Genomic DNA, 21,384 nt, shown 5'->3' with positions numbered 1-21,384 from the left:
AATGCCGGCTTGTCAGCCGCCGCCGCTCCCATGCTCTCCCTTGCTCCCCGTGTACTAGCCGTCATCCCACCGATGACACAGCTGAACACGCCCTACCCTTCGACCGCCTATCTGACCGGGTTTCTGCGCTCGCGCAATATCCCGGCGGTGCAGGAGGACCTGGCGCTGGCCCTGATGCTGGCGCTGTTCTCCCGCGAGGGGTTGGCTGGCTTGCATGAGACCGCGCAAGCGACGCCCGAGGCACAACGCTCGGCCCAGGTGCGCAGCTTCGCTGCCCAGTACGAGCGCTATGCCGCGACGATCACGCCTGTCATCCGCTTTCTCCAGGGCGGTGACGCGACGCTAGCTCACCGCATCAACACCCGAGCCTTCCTGCCCGAGGGCAGCCGCTTCGAAACGCTGGATGCCTATCTCGATGAGGACGGCGGCGATCCGCTGGCGTGGGCCTTTGGCGCCCTGGGCCTACAGGATCGAGCCCGCCATCTGGCCACGCTGTACCTCAACGATCTGGCCGATGTGCTTCGCGACGCGGTGGACGAGCGCTTCGAGTTTGTCCGCTATGCCGAGAAACTGGCCACCGCCCAGCCTACGTTCGAGCCGCTGGCCCAGGCCCTGGCCGCACCGCCGAATCTGGTGGACCGGCTGCTGCAAGATCTGACCCTGGCAGCCATCGAGCGCCACCGGCCCGAGGTCGTACTGCTGTCGGTGCCTTTCCCCGGCGCCGTCTATGCGGCGCTGCGTATCGCGCAGACCATCAAGGCACATCACCCAGCGGTGAAAATCGTGTTGGGCGGCGGCTTCGTCAACACCGAGCTGCGCGAGCTCAGCGAGCCGCGTCTGTTCGACTTCGTCGACTTCATCACGCTGGACGCTGGCGAGCGCCCGCTGCTGGCCTTGCTGGAGCACATCGATGGCAGGCGCTCGCAACAGCGCCTGGTACGGACCTTTGTGCGTGAATCAGGCGAGGTGAAATACATCAACTTTGTCGAGCCCGACATACCTTTTGAAGAGGTGGGCACGCCCACCTGGGACGGCTTGCCGCTGGACAAGTACCTGTCGCTGCTGGATATGCTGAACCCGATGAATCGGCTGTGGAGCGATGGACGCTGGAACAAGCTGACCGTGGCGCACGGCTGCTACTGGAAGAAGTGCAGCTTCTGCGATGTCTCGCTGGACTACATCTCGCGCTATGACGCGGCCTCGGCCGAGACGCTGGTGGACCGCATCGAAGCGATCGTCGCCGAGACCGGCCAGACCGGCTTTCATCTTGTCGATGAGGCGGCGCCTCCGAAGTCGCTCAAGGCACTGGCGCTGGAGTTGGAGAAGCGCGGCACGGCGATCAGCTGGTGGGGCAATATCCGCTTCGAGAAGACCTTCACGCCCGAGCTCTGCCAGCAGTTGGCCGACAGCGGCTGCATCGCGATTTCGGGTGGGCTGGAGGTGGCCTCGGACCGGCTCTTGCAGCTGATGAAGAAGGGGGTCTCGGTCGAGCAGGTGGCGCGAGTCACCAAGGGATTCGCCGATGCCGGCGTGCTGGTTCATGCCTATCTGATGTATGGCTTTCCGACCCAGACCGTGCAGGACACAGTAGATGCGCTGGAATACGTACGCCAGCTTTTCGAGAACGGCTGCATCCACAGCGGTTTCTTCCACCGCTTTGCCTGCACCGTGCATTCGCCGGTGGGCATGAACCCCGCAGACTACGGCGTGCAGCTGCTGCCCTTGCCCGCCAGCCCCTTCGCGAAGAACGATGTCGGCTTCATCGATCCCACCGGCGTCGACCATGACCGGCTGGGCCGCGCGCTGAAGAAAGCCATCTACAACTTCATGCACGGCATCGGGGTCGAGGAGGATGTGCGCAGCTGGTTCGACATGAAGGTGCCCAAGACTACGGTGCCCCGGCACAAGATCGCGAAGGCGCTGGCTACATGACGAGCTTGCAGCCGCTGCTCGATGCCATTGCCACCATCGCCCCGCAGCCCGCCGACGCCCATCGCGTCTTCCACGGGCGCGGCGGCCTGCACCCGGGCTGTGAGCATCTGGCGCTGGATGCTTTTCCTCCGGTCTGGCTGCTGACGAGTTTTTCTCAGCCGCTGAGCGAAGCCGATCTGGCCAAGATTCATAGTGCCTTGAGCGAGCGCTGTGGCGCCACGCTCAGCTGGGCCTACCAGTTCCGCCACGAGGGCCGCAGCGAGACCCGACTGATGGCCGGCAGCCTGCCCGAGCCTCAGCACATCATCAGCGAGCAGGGCGCGCGCTATCTGGTCCATCTGCTGCGCGGCCAGAATCACGGCCTTTTTCTCGACATGGCCGAGGGCCGGCGCTGGGTGCGAGAGTTTGTGGCCGGCTGGCCCGACAAGCGCCGGCTCAAGGTGCTGAACCTGTTCTCCTACACCTGCGCCTTCTCGGTCGTGGCCCTGCAGGCCGGCGCGAGCCATGTGGTCAATCTGGACATGAGCGACGGTGCGCTGGCCATTGGCAAGAAGAACCATCGGCTCAACGGTCTGCCCGCCGCACCCGGCATGGGCACGGCCAGCTTCCTGCCCCACGACATCTTCACCAGTTGGGGCAAGATTGGCCGTGCCGGACCCTACGAGCTGATCATCGTCGACCCGCCAAGCTTTCAGAAGGGCAGCTTCGTCGCCACCAAGGACTACGCCCGCCTGATGCGCCGTCTGCCCGAGCTGATGGTGCCCGGCGGCCATGCGATGCTGAGCCTGAACACGCCCAAGCTGGATCTGGCCTTTGTGCAAGGTCAGATGCGCGAGCTGGCACCCGCGTTGCGCTTTGTCGAACGGGTCGCGAACCCGGCGGCCTTTGCCGATGTGGACGCGCAGCGCTCACTGAAGGTGCTGATCTATCAAGCACCAAAGCTGAGCTGAAGCAACGCGCCAAGACGACAAACAGGCACCGGCTGCGACAGGGCCGGCCTCGCCGGTTTCGGGGACGAGCGGCCATGGTCAAGAGCCGCGCGGGGGGATAGGCTGACGCAGCCCATTTCAGCGGCCGGGAGTTAGTCATGCATTCCTCCTCCTCTTCTTCCTATTCCTACGCCTCTCGGTGCGTGACCATGGCCTTGCTGTGGAGCTTGCCAGCCTGCATAGCCTGGGCCGTCGAAGCGGTGCCAGCGGCCGACACCCATATCAGCGCTAGCCTGCCGGCCAGCAATTTCGGCGCGCTGCCCACGCTCAATGTCGGTGGCGGCTCGCAAGCCCTGCTGCGCTTCGATCTGGGCACGCTGCCGGCCGGGTTGACTGCAACCAAGCTGCAGAAGGCGAGCCTGGTGCTGTATGTCAACCGAGTCGGCACGCCCGGTGCGATCGAGGCGCAGACGGTCTACAGCCCCTGGACCGAGCTGGGCGCCACCGCCGCCAGCCCGCCGACCACCTCGGGAGCCGGCAGCGTGCCGGCCGTGCCGGTCAGCGCAGCCGGCCAGTTTCTGGCCATCGATGTGACGGCCCAGGTGCGGCAATGGATCACCAGCCCCGGCAGCAACCATGGCTTCGCGCTGGTGCCGGCCGTCTCGGCGCCGGCCACCATGGTGTTCTTCGACAGCAAGGAGAACACCGCCACCGGCCATGTGGCGCGGCTGGATCTGAGCCTGATGGACCAGGGGCCCAAGGGCGACACCGGTCCGGCCGGCCCGCCCGGCCCAAAGGGCGATACCGGCGCGCCCGGGGCCCCCGGCCTGGCCGGCGCACCAGGCGCGCCCGGCGCAAAGGGCGATACCGGTGCGCAGGGGCCGGCGGGCCCGCAGGGACCTAGCGGCGTAAACCAGATCCGATCCTGGAGCGGCCAGGTCACGACCGTGCCAGTCGTGAATACCACCTATGTCTACCTCGGCCCCACTGCCAGCCTCACGCTGAGCGCCAACCAGCGCCTCAGCAACACAGCCTCACTGACATTCACCGCATCGACCAACACCAGCCTGCGGATCGATATCTGCTACAGCAGCGGTGTCGGCGGCACCCTGTTCTCGCCCAACAGCGGCTACAAAATCATGCCTACCACGGCCAATGTGCGCCAGTTGGTCAGCCTGAGTAACAGCTTCGTGCTGGGCCCGGGCAGCTATGTGCTGGGCCCCTGCGCACGCAGCACCGCGGCAGCTGTCACCCTGACCGGCAACTCCGACGACTGGAGCACCGGTTGGAGCATGGTGACCAACTAGCGGGCTCAGCCCGTTCAGCCCGGATAGGCCCAGGCCATCAGCATCACTCGTGCGCCGGCCACATTGGTCGCGCATGGAATGTTGTGCACATCGCAGGCCCGAACCAACGCGTTGATGTCGGGTTCATGCGGCTGCGGCGTCATCGGATCGCGCAGAAAGATCACGCCGTCCACCTCGCCCATCGCCAGCCGTGCCCCGATCTGAAGATCGCCACCCAGCGGCCCGCTGAGCAGGCATTCGACATGGGCCAGACCCACCTCGTCACGCAGCCGGCCGCCGGTGGTGCCTGTGGCGATCAGCGAGCAGCTGTTGAGGAAGCTAGCGAACTCGGTGGCCAGGGCCACCATATCGTTCTTCTTGTGGTCGTGGGCGATCAGGGCGAGTCTCATCGCCACATCTTAGAGGCCGGACAGTTACAGCGCAGCGTCAAACGGCGAATCCACCAACCAACCAATCAATCACGGTCCGGTGCGCCAAGCGGGAAGTAGTGGCGATAAGGCCTGGCCTCGTCGACGGCGCGCGCAAACGAGGACCGCGCCAGCAGACGGCGGCGGTAGGCCTGCAGATGGGAGTGAGCCTTGTCAATGGGATGGGTCCAGTCGGCATAGAACAGAAAGGGCGCCGCGGCGCAGTCAGCCAGGCTGAACTGCTCGCCTGCCACCCACTCGCGCCCTGTAGCCATGCGCACATCGAGCCAGGCATAAGCGGTATCCAGCACTGCCCGCGCGTCGGCCACGCCATGAGGATCACGCTTATCGAACGGACGCAGCGCGTCGAAGACAATCTTCTGCTGCGGCGTCGAGACATAGTTATCGAAGAAGCGGTCCAGCATCCGCACCTCCAGCGCCGCCTGCGCATCCTCGGGCAGCAGACGCACCGGACTCGGCCGGTGCAGGCCCAGGTACTCGATGATGCAGCTCGCCTCCATGATGGTAGCGCCGCGCTCCTCATCAACCAGCAGCGGAAAGCGCTTGATTGGCCACAACTCGGCCAGCGCCTTCGTCGCTGGACAGTCCGGCCCCTCCAACAGCTGCGGCTCAAACGGAATCGCGTTCTCGTAGAACGCGATCAGCGCCTTCTGGCAGTAAGACGAAAAGGGATGGTAGTAGAGCTGCAGGGGCATAAGAGTGTCTCCTTTGGTGGCGAGGCTGCCAGCTATGCGCGACGGATGAGGCGGGCGGGATTCGACACGCTGCTCAGTCTGCTGTCCGATACAGCCATCTCGCCGTACTGTCGGGCCAACAGCCTATCCCGATGGAAGTCAATGAGTTCCCGAAGAAGCAGGGTTGGCCGAAAAGGCTAACCCTGCGTGAATCTGGCAGCCTCGATGACTAAGTTCGCTAAGGCAGTCACGCCAAAGCAAAGAGAGCAACTTGCTGCGACCACTACGACGGCGCGTACTTCATCCTGGGCAAAAGACGTTGCTCCAAGAAGAAATATGCGCGCCCTTTGCTGAAGGACCGTCTCCACTATCTGGCGGAAATCTCCGGGCTCAAGGCTTCAGCTGCCCCCCTCCTAAACCCCACCGCCGCCCGCATCAACTGCTTGGTGTAGTCTTGCTCTACTCGGCTGTGCGCCAGCGCCACCGCATCCACCTGCTCGACCATGCGCCCCTGTTGCATCACCAGCAGGCGCTCGCACAGATGCGTGACGACGCCGAGGTCGTGGCTGACCATCACAAATGTGAGGCCGCGTTCGCGGCGTAGTGATTCCAGCAGGTTCAGGACCTCGGCCTGCACCGACGCGTCGAGGGCCGAGGTGGGTTCGTCGAGCAGCAGGATCTGCGGCTGCAGAATCAGTGCGCGGGCGATGGCGATGCGTTGGCGCTGGCCGCCGCTGAGCTGGTGCGGATAGCGGAACCGGAAGCCCTGGCCAAGACCGACTTCGTCGAGCGCGCGGCGGATGCGGGCTTCGGCATCGGACCGCATGCCATGAATGGCCAGGGGCTCGGCCAGGATGCGGTCAATGGTCTGACGCGGATGCAGCGATCCGTAAGGGTCTTGAAACACCATCTGCACCAGGCGGCGGAAGGGTTTGCTGCCGGGTTCCGGCTGTGAACCGGCACCAATCAGCCTGACCGTGCCGGCCGTGCGCGGCGCCAGGCCGCAGATCGCGCGCAGGATGGTGGACTTGCCTGAGCCCGATTCGCCAACCAGGCCGAAGCTCTCGCCGGGCGCAACGCTGAAACAGGCTTCGTGCACGGCGGTGAACTCGCCATAGCGAACCCGAAGGCCCTGTACTTCAATACCGAGCAAGCTCAAAGCTTCCACTCCTCTTGTCGATTCAGCGTCGGCAGCGGATGGCGCGAGGCGCCGAGGCGCGGCAGACAGTTCAGCAGGCCTTGGGTGTAGGGGTGCTTGGCCGCCTGCAGCTCGGTGGCGCGAACCTCTTCGACCACCTTGCCGGCATACATCACCAGCACACGGTCGCAGAAGCTGGCCACCAAGCGCAGATCGTGCGAGACAAAGATCAGACCCATGCCGCGGTCTTTGACCAATCGATCCAGGATACCCAAGACCTGCAGCTGCACGGTGACGTCAAGCGCCGAGGTCGGCTCGTCAGCGATGAGCAGCTGCGGCTCGGCGATCAGCATCATCGCGATCATCGCGCGCTGGCCCATTCCGCCTGAGACCTCGTGCGGGTAGAGCTTGTAGACGCGCGCGGGGTCATCGATCGCGACATCGGCCAGCGCCTGCAGCACCCGCCTCCTGGCCTCGGACGAGGACAGTCCGCCTTGGTGGGCCTGCAGGCTCTCGCGGATTTGCTCGCCGATCTTCATCACCGGGTTCAGCGAGTACTTCGGGTCCTGCAGAACCATCGCGATGCTGCCGCCGCGCATCGCGCGGCGCTGGGCTGGTGTGGCGCCAAGCAAGTCCTGACCCTTGAAGGCCAGGCGCTTGGCGGTGATCAGGGCTTCGGGCGCGGTCAGGCCCAGGATGGCGCGGCCGGTCTGGGACTTGCCAGAGCCGGATTCGCCGACGATGCCCAGCCGCTCACGGCCCAAGGTGAAGCTGACGCCGCGCACCGCCTCGAACAGACTGCCGTCGCGAGTGGGAAATGAGACACGCAGGTCGTCGACTTCGAGCAGCAGAGTGTTATTGCTGTCGCTCTTCATCACTTGTTGCTCTTCGGGTCGAGGGTGTCGCGCAGGCCGTCACCGAGCAAATTGAATGCCAGGCTCACGATGAAGATGGCAAGACCTGGCCCTGCCGCCACCCACCATTGGTCCAGCACATACTGCCGGCCGGCCGCGATCATCGCGCCCCATTCGGGCATGGGCGGCTGCGCGCCCAGGCCCAGGAAACCCAGGCCGGCGGCAGTCAGAATGATGCCGGCCATGTCCAGCGTGACGCGAACGATCACCGAGGGCAAACACAACGGCATGATGTGACGCAGAACGATGCGGCTATGCGAGGCGCCCACCAGCTGCACCGCGGCGATGTAGTCGGCCTGGCGAATCGTCAACGTCTCGGCCCGCGCCATGCGCGCGTAAGGCGGCCAAGAGGTCAGCGCAATGGCCAGCACCGCGTTCTCGATGCCGGGGCCCAGCGCCGCGACAAAGGCCAACGCCAGGATGAGGCGCGGAAACGCCAGAAAAATGTCGGTGACGCGCATCAGTACCGCGTCGATCATGCCGCCACGGTAGCCGGCCACCGTGCCGACCAAGAGGCCAATCGGCGCCGCCAGCACGGCAACCAGCACAACGACAAAGAGCGTGATGCGCGAGCCATGGATGATGCGAGAGAGGATGTCGCGGCCCTGGTCATCGGTGCCCATCCAATGCGCGCTCGAGGGCTCCAGCAGTCGGGTCGTGCGCAGGTCACCGACGCTGGGGTCGTAGGGCGCCAGCTGGTTGGCGAACAGGGCCATCAGCACCAGCAGAGCAACTATGGCCAGACCCACCAGGGCAAGCCGGTTGCGCGCAAAAGTGCGCCAGCCGGCGTAGGCCCGGCCCAGCGCGGCCTGGCGGCGCGACTCAGGCCGCTCGCTCATCAGCCACTGATGCAGGTTTTTCAGATCGGTGCTCATCGGACTCGCGTCCTCGGGTCCAGCATTCGGTACAGCAGGTCAGACAGCAGATTCAGGGCCACGAAGATCGAGCCCACCACCAGGGTGCCGCCCAGCACCGCGTTCATGTCTGCGTTCTGCAGCGAGTTGGTGATGTAAAGGCCCAGGCCCGGCCAGGCAAACACGGTCTCGGTCAGCACCGAGCCCTCCAGCAAGCCGGCATAGGACAGCGCGATCACCGTGACCAGCGGCACCATCGCATTGCGCAGCGCATGACGCCAGATGATGCGGGCCTCGCTGAGCCCTTTGGCGCGGGCCGCGATTACGTACTCCTGGCTGAGTTCGTTGAGCATGAAGGAGCGCGTCATGCGGCTGATATAGGCTAGCGAGAAGTAGCCCAGCAGCGCGCCAGGCAGGATCAGGTGCGAGAGCGCATTGCGAAAGGCCTCCCACTCGCCGGCCATCGCCGTGTCCACCAGCATCAGCCCTGTGACCGGAGTGACGCTGTACTCGAACGCCACATCGATGCGCCCCGGCCCCGCCACCCAATCGAGCTTGGCGTAGAACAGCACCAGGGCCATCAGGCCCAGCCAGAAGATCGGAACCGAGTAGCCCACCAGGGCCATCACCCGCACGGCCTGGTCGACCAGGCCGCCGCGCCGCACAGCTGCCCAGACGCCCAGCGGCACGCCAAGGCCGGCGCCGATGATGATGCCCACGGTGGCGAGCTCAAAGGTGGCCGGAAACACCCGTTTGATGTCCTGCAGCACCGGGTTAGATGTCAGCACCGAGGTACCCAGGTCGCCCTGGGCGACCTTTTGCAGGTAGAGCCAGAACTGATGCCACAGCGGCTTGTTCAGCCCCATCTCCTCGCGCACCCGGGCGATCACATGTTCGGGCGCGCGGTCCCCGACCACGGCCAGCACCGGATCCACCGGGATCACCCGCCCGATAAAGAAGGTCACGGCCAGCAGGCCGAGATAGGTCAGCGCAATGACCACCAGGAATCCGCCCAGGGCGCGCGCCCTGGGCTTCAGCGCCCGAGCAAATCCCGTCATCAGCGCTTGGAGACCTTGAACATGTAGTTCGTGCTGAAGGTCGGGCCCAGCTTCAGGCCGCTGAGGTTGCTGCGGTAGGCGGCCACCTCGGTCTGCTGGAACAAGATCACGAAGGGGCTGGTCTTGCGAAACTCGGCCTGGATGTCCTGGTACATCTTGGCGCGCTTGGCACCGTCACGCTCCAGAGCTGCGGCGTCGCTCTTCTTGGTCAGCTCGGGGATGTCCCAGGCATTGCGCCACGACAGCGGCTTGGCAGCCGCGCCGTCGCTGTTGTCGGCATTGCGCGCGAAAGTGTCGGCATTGGTGTGCGGGTCCCAGTAGTCGGCGCCCCACTGGCCGATATAGATGTCGTGGCTGCGGGCGCGGTACTTGGTCAGCGTCTGTTTGCCGTCGCCGGGGATGATCTCGATGTCGATGCCGGCGCGCTTGGCGGTCTGCTGGAAGCTCTCGGCAATGCCCTGCACCGGCTGCACGGTGCGCATATCGATGGTGACTTTGAAGCCGTCCGGGTAACCGGCCTTGGCCAAGAGCGCCTTGGCCTTGGCCACATCGAACTTGAAGGGTTTGTCGGTACTGGCACCCAGCAGGCCCACCGGGAGGAAGTTCTGATGGATCTGGCCGATGTGCTTGACCAGGGTCTCGCCGATGCCGTCATAGTCCACCAGCAGCTTCATCGCCTCGCGCACCTCGGGCTTGGCTAGCGCCGAGTTCTTCATATTGAAACTCATATAGACCACGGTGCCCTTGGGCGCGGCAGTGGTCTTAATGTCCTTGCTGGCGGCCAGTGCCGTGATGTCCTGCGGCGCCAGATTGCGGGCGATGTCGATGTCACCCTTTTCCAGCAGCAGGCGCTGGGTCGCGGCCTCCTTGACATGGCGATAGATCACGCGGGCCAACGGCGCCTTCGCACCCAGGCTGTAATTGTCATTGCGCTCAAGCGCGACAATCTCGTTGGCACGCCACTCGCGCAGCTTGTAGGGGCCCGAGCCGGCGTAGTTGGTCTTCAACCAGGCATAGCCCATATCGCCGTTAGCTTCCTTGCTCAGCACCAGTTTCTTGTCCAGCACCGAGGCCACATCGGCGGTCAGGCAGTTCAGCACCAGCGTGGTCGCATATGGCTTGTCGGTCTCGATGGTCAGCGTCAGCGGGCCGGTCTGCTTGATGCGGTCCTTGACCACGTCCTTCTTCAGGCCGAACTGGGTCAGGATAAAGGCCGGCGTCTTGTCCAGCAGCACTGCGCGCTGCAGCGACCAGACCACGTCCTCGGCGGTCAGCGCATTGCCGGAGGCGAACTTCACCCCGGGCTTGAGTTCGAAGGTGAAGGTCTTGCCGTCAGCCGAAACGGCCCAGCTCCTGGCCAGATCGCCGATCACCTTAGACGGGTCGTTGACGTCCAGGCGCAGCAGACGGTCATAGGTGTTGCCAAGGATCTCGCCGGCCGAGAGCTCAAAGGATTCGGCCGGGTCCATCGAGATGATGTCGTCGAAGGCGAAGGCCTGGACCAAGGTGTCCTTGGGCGTGGCGGCCGGCGCGAGCCCGTAGGCCAGGGCCAGGCTGCAGGCCAGCAGGCCGTGGACGGTGCGGCGGGAGATCTTGGGGCTCGTGAGCATCGGGTTTCCTCGACTGATGGCTGCGTTATTGGGTAGGCGAACAACGCATTCTTGCCCGTGCTCCGTGCTATCCCGGGTGGTGTAAACCAGTAGCGCCGGCGCCCGAGGCGATAGCTGTTGAAAAGCCTGGCATAGCCGCAGTGCATGGGCCGTGCGCAGCGCGCACAGCTAGGCGACTCAGCCTGCCAGTTGCCGGGCCAGCGCGCGGCCGCTGAGCCAAGCGCCCTCGACCTTGCCCCCGTTGAGCCAGTCGCCGCACAGGCCCAGGCCGGTCTCGGCCCGCCAGACGCTGCCCAGGCTCAGGGCCGCCTGCGTGTCGGCATAGCGCCAGCGGTGCGCGGTCCAGGTGACTGGCGCCGGCGCACCCAGCGCAGCAAAGGCCCGCAGCAGCTCGGCTGCCACCGCGTCGGCGGGCCAGGCCAGCCGGGCCTCGCTCCACTCGGCCTCGGCGTGCAAGAGCCAGGTCTCAGACCCACCCTCGCTGCCGATGCGGCGGCCAGGCTTGCTGCTGTCGCGAGCGACCCAGCGCAGCGGCCCGCTGTTGACGAAGGCGGCATCGAAAGGCAGCGCCAGTGCCGCCGGGTATCGCAGCATCAAAGCCCAGCAGCCGCGCATGCGGACACTGTCCGTCAGCTGAGCCAGCGCCGCAAGCTCCTCCTCGGCGGCAGTCCGCAGCAGCGCGCCGGCCTGGGGCGCCGGCAGGGCCAGCAGCACCGCATCGAAGCGCGGCGCCAGCAGGCCCTTTTCGGCGCTGTGCAGCCGCCAGCCCCCGGGCTCGCGCTGCAGCGCGGTGATGGTGCAGCCGGTGCTCAGCGCCAGCTCGGCGGCCAGCAGCCGGGCCGGCGCCGTCATGCGCGGTAGGCCGACAAAACGCTCCAACCCGGCCTCGCGGCGGTGCCGATCGGCCTCGCCGATGACGCTCAGCCGCGGCGTCCACAGCGCGGCGGCGTCGGCCGCCAGCCAGCGCTGCAGCTCGGCACGGAAGTCGGGGTCGCGGGCAGTAAGGTACTGCGCGCCGTGGTCGCATTGCCAGCCTGCCGCCTCGTCGCGCCGAGTGCTCATGCGTCCGCCGGGCCCGCGGCTCTTCTCGAACAGCTGCACCCGGTGGCCGGCTTGCTGCAGGGCGCCGGCACAGGCCAGGCCGGCGATGCCGGCGCCAACGACGGCCAGTTCAAGGCGCGCAGAGGAGAAGGTCATGGCAACGCATTGTGCCGGCTTGTCCCAGCCGCTGCAGGGCCAGGCCATCTGGGCTAGGCTGGCGCCATGACAAATCCTCTGCACCCCAAGAAGCTGCTGCTGAGCAAGTGGACGGCAGTCACGCCGCAGCACAAGGAGAAGCACTTCTTGGTGGTCAGGCTGGTCTTGCCAGAGACGCCGGACGCACCAGTCCTGGAGATCGAACTCGAGGCCGTGCACTCCGGGCGCAGCCGTCGCGTCGCCTGGCGTGAGCTGCGCGACGCGAGCGAATGGAGACAGGGATGGGTATGAACACGATGAAAGCGCTGCCGGACGCCTACCGCGCCTTGGTCATCGGTGGATCCGGCGCCATCGGCGCCGCTTTTGTGCAGGCCTTGCGGGACGACCCGCGCTGCGCGCTGTGCGTTGCACTGCACCGCCGCTCGTCACCGCTGGCCATCGACTTCGCGCGGCCCGACAGCATCGCCGAGACGGCCGCCGCGCTGACCGACCAGGGCCCCTTCCAGCTCATCATCAACGCGGCCGGCCTGCTGCACGGCGAGGGCTTCATGCCCGAGAAGCGCCTGGCTGATCTGGACCCGGCCCAGATGCTCGCCACCTTCAGCGCCAACACGGTCGGCCCGGCCATGCTGCTGCGCCATTTCACGCCGCTGCTGGACGGCCGGCAGCGCAGCCTGATGGTGATGCTCTCGGCCAAGGTCGGCAGCATCGGTGACAACCGGCTGGGCGGCTGGTACAGCTACCGCGCCTCGAAGGCGGCGCTGAACATGCTGGTCAAGACCGCAGCGATCGAGCTGCGCCGCAGCAAGCCCGGCGCCCTGATCCTGGCGCTGCATCCGGGCACGGTCAGCTCAGCCCTGTCCGCACCTTTTCGCGGCGCCGAGATCGGCCGGCCGGCGGCGCTGGCGGTTACCCAGATGTTGGCCGCGCTGGAAAGCGCCGAGGACAGCGGGGCCTTCCTCAGCTACGACGGCAGCACGCTGCCCTGGTGAGCGGCGCCTTCAGACGTCCAGGTCCGGCACAGGCGGCTGGCCCTGATCCGCAAAGCAGATCTCGGCCGCCGCAACGGACGTCACCCGAAGCCCGAAGCTGCTGATATGGGCCAGGGTCAGGTTGTGATGGGCGCTGATCTGGGCGGCGGACAACAGACCGTTATCCAGCGTCGAATGGCCGTCGGCCACCAGCGTCACCGGATAACCCAGACCCAGTGCGCGGCGCACCGTGGTGTCGACGCAGAACTCGCTCTGGAAACCGCAGACCACCAGACGCTCGACACCCAGGCGCTGCAGCAGGGCCTGCAGCTCGGTCTTGTGGAAGGCGTCGGCTGCGGTCTTGCCCAGCCGGATATCACCGGGCTGCACTTCCAGGCCGGCGGCCAGTTGCCAGCCCTCGCTTCCCTGGTCCAGCGCGCCGCCGACCGACTGATGCTGGATCAGCATCACCGGCACGCCGGCAGCCCGGGCCTTGGCGCAGACCGCGTTGATGCGCTCGATCACACGGTCGGCGTCAAAGCAGGGGTAGACGCCATGGCTGAGGGCGTGTTGGACATCGATGACGAGGACGGCTTGATTCATGAGAACCTGCAGGGTTGAGAAACGAAACGCGGCGAACGATAGACGATGTTTCGGCTCGTGACGACACAAGGCTACGATGCGCGCCCTACCCTATGCCATGCCGATGATGCGCCGTCCAGTTCTGTTGAGTGCCTTGTTACTTGGCGCTGCCGTTATCGCCCTGCTGGTCACCCGTCCGGGATTGCAGCTGATCGCCCCGCCGACCGCAGGCGCCCCGCAGGGCCCCACCCCCACCGTCATTGGCTGGCGCGGTCAACTGCAGCCATGTGCCGGCGACGGTGTCGAGGGCTGGCGCGACGGCCCGGCGATCGAGTCCCGCTTTGCCGACCCTTACGGTCTGGCTGTCGATGCGCAAGGCCGGATCTATGTGGCCGACGGCGGCACCAGCAACCGCATCCGAGTGCTGACGGCCGAGGGCCAGGTCTTGACCCTGGCAGGCAGCGGCGCCGAAGGCTGGCGCGACGGCTCGGCCGCCGAAGCGGCGTTTCACACGCCCTCGGGCCTGGCGCTGGACGCCGCCGGCAATCTCTACGTGGCCGACACAGGCAACCATCGCATCCGCAAGATCACGCCCGAGGGTCAGGTCTCGACACTGGCCGGCGACGGTCAGCCGGGCCATCGCGACGGGCCGGCTGACCAGGCCCGCTTCAACGGGCCGCTGGGTCTAGCCGTCGATGGCCAGGGCCGGGTCTTGGTGGCCGACAGCTACAACGACCGCATCCGCCTGATCAGCGCCGAGGGCCAGGTCTTGACCCTGGCTGGCGGCGAGCTGCCCGGCGAACGCGACGGTGTCGGCGCCGAGGCCCGCTTCGACACGCCAACCGCGCTGGTGATCAATTCCGACGGTCATGCCCTGGTGGCCGATGCCGGAAATCACGCGATCCGCCGTGTCGCATTGGACGGGACGGTCACGACCGTGGCGCGCGCCGCGCCCGACGATGAGCAGGCCTTGCTGCGCCGCCCGCTGAGCCTGGCGCTGAGCCATGACGGTCATCTCTATATCGGCGTGCAGGCGCGCGGGCGAGTGCTGCAGCTGACACCGGACGGCCAGCTTCACCAGATCACTGCCGGCGACCGGCTGGCCCGGCCGACCGGGCTTGCGCTGGCGGCCGACGGCAGCCTGAAGGTGGCCGACGCCGCCAGCTACCGGCTGCACCGCCTGGCCGCCGTCGCGCCCGGCCAGAGCCAGAAGGCGCTGGGCGAGCTCGGGCCATCGGCGCAGCAGCCGCTGCCGCAGACGGCCGGGCGCTGGCCGCTCAGGCCGCAACAAGGTCCGCACGAGGTGGTCGGGGTGCTGGGCGAGGTGCGCGGTGGCAGAAACAACAAGGGCGCGGGCACGATGGAGCCGCGTCACCATCTGCATGGCGGGCTGGACATCGCCGGCCCGGTCGGCGCCGAGGTGCTGGCGATGGCCGATGCCAAGGTCACGAGCCCTCTGGCCAGCTGGGGCTATGGCGAGCTGAGCGAGGGCCTGGCGCTGGGGCCCTTGGCCTATATCCATCTGCGGGTCGGCCGCCGCGCCGACGGCCGGCCGCTGGATCCACAGCGCTTCGTGCCGCTGCGCGACGAGCAGGGCCGGCCCGAGCGCATGCGGCTGCGGCGCGGCACCCGCTTTGAGGCCGGCGAGGTGCTGGGCACGCTCAATGGCATGGCCCATGTGCATCTGAGCCTGGGCGCGCCCGGCCACCAGGGCAATGCACTGGCTCTGCGCTTCAAGGACTTCAGTGACCTTCGGCCGCCGCACATCGCGTCGGTCGAGCTCTTTGATGCGGCCGGCAGCCCGCTGAGCGCGCGCGCGAAAGCCGATCTGCTGCTGCCGTCAGGACCGCCCGGCGTCAGCGTGGTGGTCGAGGCCTGGGACCAGGTCGATGGCAACAAGCCGAGTCGCCGCTTGGGTCTGCATAGCCTGGCCTATCAACTGCTCGACGAGGCGGGCCGGCCGCTGCCGGGCTTTGAGCAGCCGCGCCGGCAGATCGGTTTCGAGCAGATACCCGGCGGCGATGTCGACGAGGACCGCATGACCCAGATCGCCTATGCCGCAGGCAGCGGCGTCACCGTCCACGGCCAGGCCAGCACCCGCTTTCGCTACCAGCTGATGAACCAAGTCGACCTGGGGCGCGTGGCCGAGGGCCGGCTGACCCTGCCGGCGCCGGGCCGCTACCGGCTGAGGGTGCTGGCGCGGGACTGGGCGGGCAATGAGGCCGTTAGTGAGCTCAGGCTACAGCAGCAGGCCCACTGAGACCAGGGCGGGGCACCAGAACCGGCTACGCCGCCTCCGAACCCAGCTTGCGCAACCGCGCCAGCCATTTCTTGCGCGCGGCCTCGCTGAGGCCCTCGACGCCGCCGACCAGGGTCTCGTGCACCGGCGCGATGCCGACAAAGCCGAGGATGTTGCGCTCCAGCGATTTGAGGCTATGGGCGCGGAAGTAATAGCGGTATAGCGCGGCCGGCATTCCCATGGTCACGAGCACGCGGGCGGATCGGCCGGCGAGGCCCTTCTTGGCGAGCATATTGTTGCCCTCGCTGTGGAAGGCAAAGCCCGGTCGCGCCACCTGTTCCAGAAAGCCCTTCAGCAGCGCCGGCATATCGCCCAGCCAGAGTGGAAACACGATCAGCAAATGCTGGCACCAGGCGATCGCGTCCTGTGCCTCTTGCAGGCCGACCGGCAGCGTGCCCTGCTGCCATTCGGTCTGGCTGCGTAGCAGCGGGAAGTCCAGCTGCGCCACCTCGACCCGGCGCAGTTCATGGCCGGCATCGAGCGCACCGGACGCATAGGCATCGGCCAGTGCATGGCACAGATGCGGGGCGCTGCTATCGGGATGGCCCTGGATGATCAGGAGGCGGCTCATGCCACGCATCCTGAGCTTTCCGGCCCCAGCAGGGCTTGATTTTGGTCAGGGTTTGGCGTGGAGCACCAGCCGGTGGCCGACCCCGGCGTTCATCGCATTGAGGATGTCGCCATTGTCTTGGCTCAGTTCCCAGGCGAACAGGCCCGCCAAGCCGGCCTTGAGCGCATAGCGGCCCTTGGCCCGCACCGCGCGCGGGTCGTCATAGCCGATGAAGAGCTGCTGCTCGGGATCGTGCAGGTTCCAGGCCTCGGTCACCGGGTCGAGGCCTGCCTTGAAACCGCGCAGGCCCTGCCCCTTGGGGCCGAGGTAGCGCTGGGCGATCTCGCGGTAGACCACAGCACCGTCGGCGCCAGGGAAGGCTGCCTTCTTGGCCGCACCAGTCAGAGGCTTTGCCACGCCACTGAAGCCGCGCCCATACATGGCCACGCCGGCCACCAGCTTGGACGCCGGCACGCCGGCCGCGACCATATTGCTCACCGAGCGCTGCAGGCTGTCGTCGGCCTCCGGGGCGCTGCTGCGCAGCGTGGTGTGGTTGCCGGCCACGGCCGACCAGGCACCGTAGAAGTCATAAGTCATCATGAAGACCAGGTCCAGCGAGGTGTGGGCCTGCTTGAAATTGATGCGATCGACGATGGCGCTGGTGGTGTTGATGGCGGTCGTCAGCAAATAGGGCTGGCCGGTCTCGGCCGTCAGCGCATCGAGCGCGCGGCGCAGATCGCTCATCAGATCGGCATAGCCCTGGCCGTCGGCAGGGCTGCCGAGCTGCACCCCGTTGACCGCGCCATTGCCGCCGGGGTGCTCCCAGTCAATGTCGATGCCGTCAAAGCCCGGATGCGCGCGCAGGAAGGCGACGGCCGAGGCGGCGAACACCGCACGCCGCGCCGCCTCATTGGCCAGATGGAAGAAGGGGTCGGAGCCGCCCCAGCCGCCAACCGAAGCAACGACTTTGATATGGGGCTGGCGGGCTTTCAGGCGCAGGAAGGCTGCATCAAACTCGCTGTCGACCTTCCCGGTAGCCAGCTCGAAGTCCTGCTTGCCCTCGCACTTGGGCGCGTCCTGCGTCAACTGACCCGGGCCGCAGATGCGCAGAAAGGCATAGAGCAGATGGCTCAGGCTGCCGGTCTTGATGGCGTCGACGACGGCCACAGACTCCCAGTTCGGCACATAGGCGCCGACCACCTTGGTGCTGCTGCCGCGTTCCACCGCCAGCGGTCCGGCGCCGAACAGCGGCGGCTCGGCGTGGGACAGTGTGGTGCTCAGTAACAGGCCGGCGGCCAGCAGCAGGGAACGCATCGCTCGGTGTCTCCATCAAGGGCTCGAAGCCCCAAGACTAACACCAATATGATGCCAATTTAATACCAATCAAGGTGCCAGCGTGACACGCAACTGCAGCTCACGGTTGCTCTGGCCCTCGGCATCGCTGCTGCTGATCACGCCGGCCTGGGGCTGGCGCGTCGCAGCGCCGCTGCGCGCAACCGTCAGCCAGTCACCCATCGCTACCAGCACGGTAGACAGCAGTTCGCTCTGCGCCCCCGTCTGCTGGGCCGTGCCCAGCGCACGCAGCTCGACTCGCACCGGCTGGCGCCCGCCCGGCCAAGACGGGGTCAGCACAAAACCGCGCTGGCGCTCAACCGGCAGGCTGTGCGTCAGAGCATGGACGCGCGGGCGCTCCCTCCCACCATCCATTTGCCCGCCGCGCAGCTCAACGCCGTAGTCCAGCCATTGCAGCAGCTCGGTCTCGCTGAGCAGCACGCTGGCCTGATAGCCATTGAGCACCAGCACGCGCTGGATCTGGCTGCCTTGGGCCTCTTGGCGACGGGTCGACAGCGTCAGCCCCGGCCGCGGCGAGACCGAGCCGGCCGTGCCCACCACCACGCCGCCTTGGCGCACCCCGGCCACCGCCGCGCCGCTGACACTGGACTCGGTCCAGCGCAGCTCGACCAGCAGGTTCTGCCGCGGGCCGGCCGGCTCCGCGGCCCAGGCCGTGGCCGTGGCCGTCAGCAGCAGACCCAGCAGAACGATATGGCGTCGCGTTGTCATGGCGCCAGCATACGGGCTTCAGTCCACGCTGGCACCGGAATCGCGTACGACACGGCCCAGTCGGACCGACTCAGTTCGGATTAGCTGGCCGAACTGTTCGGGCGTCCCGGCCACCACCGGTGTGCCCAGGTCTTCCCATTTCTTGCGGAAGACAGGGTCCTTGAAGGTCGCCAGCACCGCGCCATTGAGCTTCCTGATGATCTCCGGCGGCGTCCCGGCGCGCATCGCGATGCCGTGCCAGGCCGTCACCTCGAACGAGGCAAGGCCGGACTCGGCCAGCGTCGGCACATTCGGCAGCGAAGGGCTGCGCTTGGCCGAGGTAACGGCCAGCGGCGTCAGCTTGCCGGCGCTGATATGGGGCAACGAGCTGCCCAGCACATCGAACATCACCTTGACCTGGCCGCCAAGCAGGTCGTTGAGCGCCGGGCCGGCGCCGCGATAGGGGATGTGAGCCAGTTTGCCGCCGATGGCCTTGTTGTAGATCTCGCCGGCCAGATGCTGAGGCGTGCCATTGCCGGCCGAGGCGAAGGTCAGGCCCTCGGGCTTCTCGCGAGTCTGGGCGAGGAAATCCTTGATGTTCCTGATTCCCGTCGACGGATGGACCTCCAGCACCAGCGGGAAGGACGAGAGCTGCACCACCGGGGTCAGGTCGGTCAGTGGGCTGTAGCTGAGGGTCTTGAACAGACTCTGGTTCACCGCCATCGGGCCGCTGGCGGCCAGCAGGATCGTGTAGCCATCGGCCGGCGCCTGCTTGGCCACCTCGCCGGTGCCGACATTGCCGCCAGCCCCGCCCTTGTTCTCGATCACGATGGGCACACCCAGCCGGTTCTGCAATTCGGGCTGCAGTAGCCGCGCCATCAGATCAGTGGGGCCGCCCGGCGGATAGGGCACGACGAAGCGGATCGGCTTGGACGGATAGATCTCCTGAGCCGGTGCGGGACCGGCCAGGCCCAAGAGGGCCAGAACGACGGTGCCGAGCGGGATGAGGCGGTGGTGGTGTTGCATGGGACGTGTCTCCTTCTCTGTTGTTGTCGATGCTCGTTTTAGCCAAAGCGCGCGCGCAGGCTCCGGGCAGTGGCCAGCGGCCGGCCCAGAACCTCGGCCGCCTGCGCGGCCTGGCTCACCAGGGCAGCGTTGTCCGGCGCTAGCGCGCCGTCCTTCAGATACAGGTTGTTCTCGAAGCCGACCCGCACGTGACCGCCCAGTGCGGCAGCGGCCGCCATGCAGGCATGCTCGGCCGCGCCGAAGGCACAGACGGCCCAGGGCTCGGTGCCGGTGTGGCTTTGCACAAAAGGAAGCAGGTCCTGTGGCGACGAGGTCTGGCCGGCGCTGTAGCGGCCCAGCACGAAGAGCAGGAACCAGGCCGCGTCCGGGATCACACCGACGCGCTGCAAGGCCTGCCAGCGCTGCACATCGGCCGTGTCGTAGAGGATTACCTGGGTCATCATCCGCTGGGCAGCCAGCCAGCCGAAGAACTCGGCCAGCCCGCGCTCGCCAATCTCGGGGTGGTCCAGCTCGCGCAAGCCCACCGACACAGCCTCGGGGCGCAGCGCCCGCACCATCGCGATTTGAGCCGGCGCCTGGTAGACCTTGGCGGCCTCGCTGGTGACCTGCAGCACCATCGCTTCGCCGACCGCCGCGCGCACCACACGCAAGGCCTCGCGATAGCCCTCGACATCGAGGCTGTGGCGACCGGCGGCGTCGCGGATATGCAGGTGCAGCATCGCCGCGCCGGCATCACAGCAGTGCTTGGCGGTCTGGGCCAGCGTCTCGGGGGTCAGCGGCAGCGCGCCGTGATCGGCGGCCTGCTTGTAGGCGCCGTTTGGCGCCACGGTGATGATCAGTTCTTCTTGCATCTCAAGCCTCCTTCGGTTCGGGACGCCGGCGCAGCGGCGGCAGTTCGTCGGCTAGCAGCGCCAGGCCCTGACGCAGCAGCGCGTCGTAGCGGGCGCGCTCGGCCAGGCGCTTGCCCTCGGGCCAGTCGAAAAACCCGGCGCCGGCCTTCATGCCCAAACGCCCCTGGGCCACGCGCTCGCGCAAGGCCCGCGCCGGCTCGGCACTGTTGGACAGGCTCGGGTACATGGTCGCTGCGGCGGCGCAGTGCACGTCCAGACCCGCATGGTCGCGCTGCAGCACCGGCCCGGCCGCCAGAAAGCGAAAGCCGAAGCCAAAGCGCACCGCCGCGTCCACATCCTCGGCCGTAGCCACGCCCTCATCGATCAGCGCGAAGGCCTCGCGCGCCAGCGCGTGCTGCAGGCGGTTGGCCAGAAAGCCCGGCTTGTCCTTGCGCACCAGCACCGGCACCTGGCCGCAGGCCCGCATCGTCGCAGCCAGGCGCGCCGCGAGCGCCTCGTCGCTGCGCGGCCCCAGCACCACCTCGACCAGGGGTACCAGATGCGCGGGCATGAAGAAATGCAGGCCCAGCATCCGCCCCTGAGTGGACAAGCCCTCGGCAATGGCGCTGATCGGGAAGCTGGAGCTGTTACTGCTAAGCACGCAGTCGGGCCGCGCCAGCGCCTGCAGCTCGGCAAACAGGGCCTGCTTCTGCGACAGCTGCTCCGGGATGCACTCAATGACCAGGCCTGTGCCGGCCCAGTCGACTTGGGACAGCTCGTCGACCAGACCCAGACCCTGCGAAGCCAGGCCCAGCGGCGCCAGGCGCTCTGCCACGTAGGCGAGCAGGCCCTCACGGCGTTCCGCATGGCGCTCGATCACTGTGACGTCGAATCCGCCGCGTGCCAGCACCACGGCCACATCGGCCCCCATGGTGCCGCCACCGACCACCAGCACCCGCCCATCCAATACACCCGTCTGCGCCACCACCATTCGTCCCTCCTGATGCAATAGAGCGCAGTCTAGGAATCAGGTATTGATACGTCC

At 67.0% G+C, this 21,384-nt stretch carries 21 protein-coding genes; 6 read left to right on the top strand and 15 right to left on the bottom strand.

The features are described 5' to 3' along the window. The first annotated feature begins 30 nt into the window (after positions 1-30). From OOZ63_RS01740 to OOZ63_RS29060, 3 genes are all read left to right on the top strand, one after another. Complete coding sequence (locus tag OOZ63_RS01740) at positions 31-1,932, top strand: B12-binding domain-containing radical SAM protein (protein WP_266003583.1); 1,902 nt, start codon at positions 31-33, stop codon at positions 1,930-1,932. Between the two features lie 5 nt (positions 1,933-1,937). Continuing rightward, on the top strand, positions 1,938-2,882 hold the full coding sequence (locus OOZ63_RS01735; protein ID WP_266003789.1) for a class I SAM-dependent methyltransferase: 945 nt from the start codon (positions 1,938-1,940) through the stop codon (positions 2,880-2,882). A gap of 137 nt (positions 2,883-3,019) precedes the next feature. Further along, positions 3,020-4,168 carry a DNRLRE domain-containing protein gene (locus tag OOZ63_RS29060; protein WP_323055717.1) on the top strand — a complete coding sequence of 383 codons (1,149 nt, stop codon included), beginning with the start codon at positions 3,020-3,022 and terminating at the stop codon, positions 4,166-4,168. A gap of 14 nt (positions 4,169-4,182) precedes the next feature. On the opposite strand, the gene OOZ63_RS01720 is transcribed toward OOZ63_RS29060, so the two are convergent. The 8 genes from OOZ63_RS01720 to OOZ63_RS01685 form a co-directional block, all read right to left on the bottom strand. Then, a complete protein-coding gene (locus OOZ63_RS01720) occupies positions 4,183-4,557 on the bottom strand; it encodes a methylglyoxal synthase (RefSeq protein ID WP_266003582.1) in 375 nt (124 codons plus the stop codon). Between the two features lie 65 nt (positions 4,558-4,622). Further along, positions 4,623-5,291: a glutathione S-transferase family protein gene (locus tag OOZ63_RS01715; protein ID WP_266003581.1), complete on the bottom strand. Its 669-nt coding sequence runs from the start codon at positions 5,289-5,291 to the stop codon at positions 4,623-4,625. Between the two features lie 346 nt (positions 5,292-5,637). Further along, positions 5,638-6,438 (bottom strand): ABC transporter ATP-binding protein, encoded by an 801-nt coding sequence (locus OOZ63_RS01710; protein ID WP_416234672.1) that lies wholly within the window; start codon positions 6,436-6,438, stop codon positions 5,638-5,640. Continuing rightward, positions 6,426-7,283, bottom strand: coding sequence for an ABC transporter ATP-binding protein (locus tag OOZ63_RS01705; protein ID WP_266003579.1), 858 nt, complete (start codon positions 7,281-7,283; stop codon positions 6,426-6,428). Before OOZ63_RS01705 ends, OOZ63_RS01710 begins: the two co-directional genes overlap by 13 nt. After that, positions 7,283-8,197, bottom strand: a complete 915-nt coding sequence (gene nikC / locus OOZ63_RS01700) for a nickel transporter permease (protein WP_266003578.1) — start codon at positions 8,195-8,197, stop codon at positions 7,283-7,285. Before nikC ends, OOZ63_RS01705 begins: the two co-directional genes overlap by 1 nt. After that, positions 8,194-9,234, bottom strand: a complete 1,041-nt coding sequence (locus OOZ63_RS01695; protein ID WP_266003577.1) for an ABC transporter permease — start codon at positions 9,232-9,234, stop codon at positions 8,194-8,196. The genes nikC and OOZ63_RS01695 overlap by 4 nt, the downstream gene beginning before the upstream one ends. Beyond that, positions 9,234-10,844: an ABC transporter substrate-binding protein gene (locus OOZ63_RS01690; protein WP_266003576.1), complete on the bottom strand. Its 1,611-nt coding sequence runs from the start codon at positions 10,842-10,844 to the stop codon at positions 9,234-9,236. Before OOZ63_RS01690 ends, OOZ63_RS01695 begins: the two co-directional genes overlap by 1 nt. 177 nt (positions 10,845-11,021) lie before the next feature. Then, positions 11,022-12,041 carry an NAD(P)/FAD-dependent oxidoreductase gene (locus OOZ63_RS01685; protein WP_266003575.1) on the bottom strand — a complete coding sequence of 340 codons (1,020 nt, stop codon included), beginning with the start codon at positions 12,039-12,041 and terminating at the stop codon, positions 11,022-11,024. Positions 12,042-12,107: 66 nt separating this feature from the next. Here OOZ63_RS01685 and OOZ63_RS01680 point away from each other — a divergent pair, with 66 nt between their 5' ends. Both OOZ63_RS01680 and OOZ63_RS01675 read left to right on the top strand, forming a co-directional pair. After that, entirely contained in the window at positions 12,108-12,332 is a 225-nt protein-coding gene (locus tag OOZ63_RS01680; RefSeq protein WP_266003573.1) for a TIGR02450 family Trp-rich protein, read from the top strand. 5 nt (positions 12,333-12,337) lie between these two features. Beyond that, complete coding sequence (locus tag OOZ63_RS01675; RefSeq protein WP_266003787.1) at positions 12,338-13,033, top strand: SDR family NAD(P)-dependent oxidoreductase; 696 nt, start codon at positions 12,338-12,340, stop codon at positions 13,031-13,033. A gap of 9 nt (positions 13,034-13,042) precedes the next feature. On the opposite strand, the gene OOZ63_RS01670 is transcribed toward OOZ63_RS01675, so the two are convergent. Then, positions 13,043-13,615, bottom strand: a complete 573-nt coding sequence (locus OOZ63_RS01670; protein WP_266003572.1) for a cysteine hydrolase family protein — start codon at positions 13,613-13,615, stop codon at positions 13,043-13,045. 76 nt (positions 13,616-13,691) lie between these two features. Here OOZ63_RS01670 and OOZ63_RS01665 point away from each other — a divergent pair, with 76 nt between their 5' ends. Continuing rightward, on the top strand, positions 13,692-15,854 hold the full coding sequence (locus OOZ63_RS01665; protein WP_266003571.1) for a gluconolaconase: 2,163 nt from the start codon (positions 13,692-13,694) through the stop codon (positions 15,852-15,854). Positions 15,855-15,879: 25 nt separating this feature from the next. Here the strand turns inward: OOZ63_RS01665 and OOZ63_RS01660 are convergent, their stop codons facing one another. From OOZ63_RS01660 to OOZ63_RS01635, 6 genes are all read right to left on the bottom strand, one after another. Continuing rightward, positions 15,880-16,464 carry an NAD(P)H-dependent oxidoreductase gene (locus tag OOZ63_RS01660; RefSeq protein WP_266003570.1) on the bottom strand — a complete coding sequence of 195 codons (585 nt, stop codon included), beginning with the start codon at positions 16,462-16,464 and terminating at the stop codon, positions 15,880-15,882. A gap of 45 nt (positions 16,465-16,509) precedes the next feature. After that, positions 16,510-17,757, bottom strand: coding sequence for a glycoside hydrolase family 18 protein (locus OOZ63_RS01655; protein ID WP_266003569.1), 1,248 nt, complete (start codon positions 17,755-17,757; stop codon positions 16,510-16,512). A gap of 69 nt (positions 17,758-17,826) precedes the next feature. Then, positions 17,827-18,504 carry a hypothetical protein gene (locus OOZ63_RS01650; protein ID WP_266003567.1) on the bottom strand — a complete coding sequence of 226 codons (678 nt, stop codon included), beginning with the start codon at positions 18,502-18,504 and terminating at the stop codon, positions 17,827-17,829. A gap of 18 nt (positions 18,505-18,522) precedes the next feature. Then, complete coding sequence (locus OOZ63_RS01645) at positions 18,523-19,509, bottom strand: Bug family tripartite tricarboxylate transporter substrate binding protein (RefSeq protein WP_266003566.1); 987 nt, start codon at positions 19,507-19,509, stop codon at positions 18,523-18,525. Between the two features lie 38 nt (positions 19,510-19,547). Next, complete coding sequence (locus OOZ63_RS01640; protein ID WP_266003565.1) at positions 19,548-20,360, bottom strand: 3-keto-5-aminohexanoate cleavage protein; 813 nt, start codon at positions 20,358-20,360, stop codon at positions 19,548-19,550. Between the two features lies 1 nt (position 20,361). Beyond that, positions 20,362-21,330 carry a 3-hydroxyacyl-CoA dehydrogenase NAD-binding domain-containing protein gene (locus tag OOZ63_RS01635; RefSeq protein WP_266003564.1) on the bottom strand — a complete coding sequence of 323 codons (969 nt, stop codon included), beginning with the start codon at positions 21,328-21,330 and terminating at the stop codon, positions 20,362-20,364. Positions 21,331-21,384: the final 54 nt, after the last annotated feature.

This window comes from Paucibacter sp. PLA-PC-4 (assembly GCF_026241155.1).
GTDB lineage: Bacteria > Pseudomonadota > Gammaproteobacteria > Burkholderiales > Burkholderiaceae_C > Roseateles_E.
The sequence above is the reverse complement of the archived record's forward strand: the minus strand, read 5'-3'. Positions and strand labels throughout refer to the sequence as shown.